The 416-nt window shown below is 72.6% G+C and carries 1 protein-coding gene; it reads left to right on the forward strand.

Features of this window, described 5'->3' with window-relative positions; genetic code table 11:
- On the forward strand, window positions 1–279 hold a 279-nt coding region (locus G4D87_RS38670; protein WP_163787695.1), incomplete at its 5' end, for a peptidoglycan-binding domain-containing protein.
- Window positions 280–416 lie beyond the last annotated feature (137 nt).

Below are 416 nucleotides of genomic sequence, written 5' to 3' on the forward strand. Positions count from 1 at the left end.
GATGAGGACTTTCCGGACGCCGCGCCCGCCGCCGCGTCCGAGCCGGTGACGCTCCGCTGGGCGCTGCAGCTCCAGTCGCTCCCGGGCTTCGAGTCCGACGCGCTCCGGGCCGCGCAGGAGCGGCTGCACAACCTGGGCTACGCCATCGACGGGGAGCGCGGGTCGCCCGGAGCATCGACAACGTCCGCCGTGCGAGCGTTCCAGCGCCGCCATGGCCTGCCGGAAACGGGACAGCTCGCGGACATCTCCCGCGAGCTCATCCGCCTGCACGACGCCTGAGGCTCCACCCATGGCACGCATCTCACTGACGGCCAGTGTCGCCCTCGCTGCGCCCGGAGGACGCAACCGCAACCACCTCCGTCCCGCCAGCCATGGCGTCGCGGACTTCCGGCTCCGCAGTCCGGGAGGTCCCCAAT

Source organism: Myxococcus vastator (assembly GCF_010894475.1).
Taxonomy (GTDB): domain Bacteria; phylum Myxococcota; class Myxococcia; order Myxococcales; family Myxococcaceae; genus Myxococcus; species Myxococcus vastator.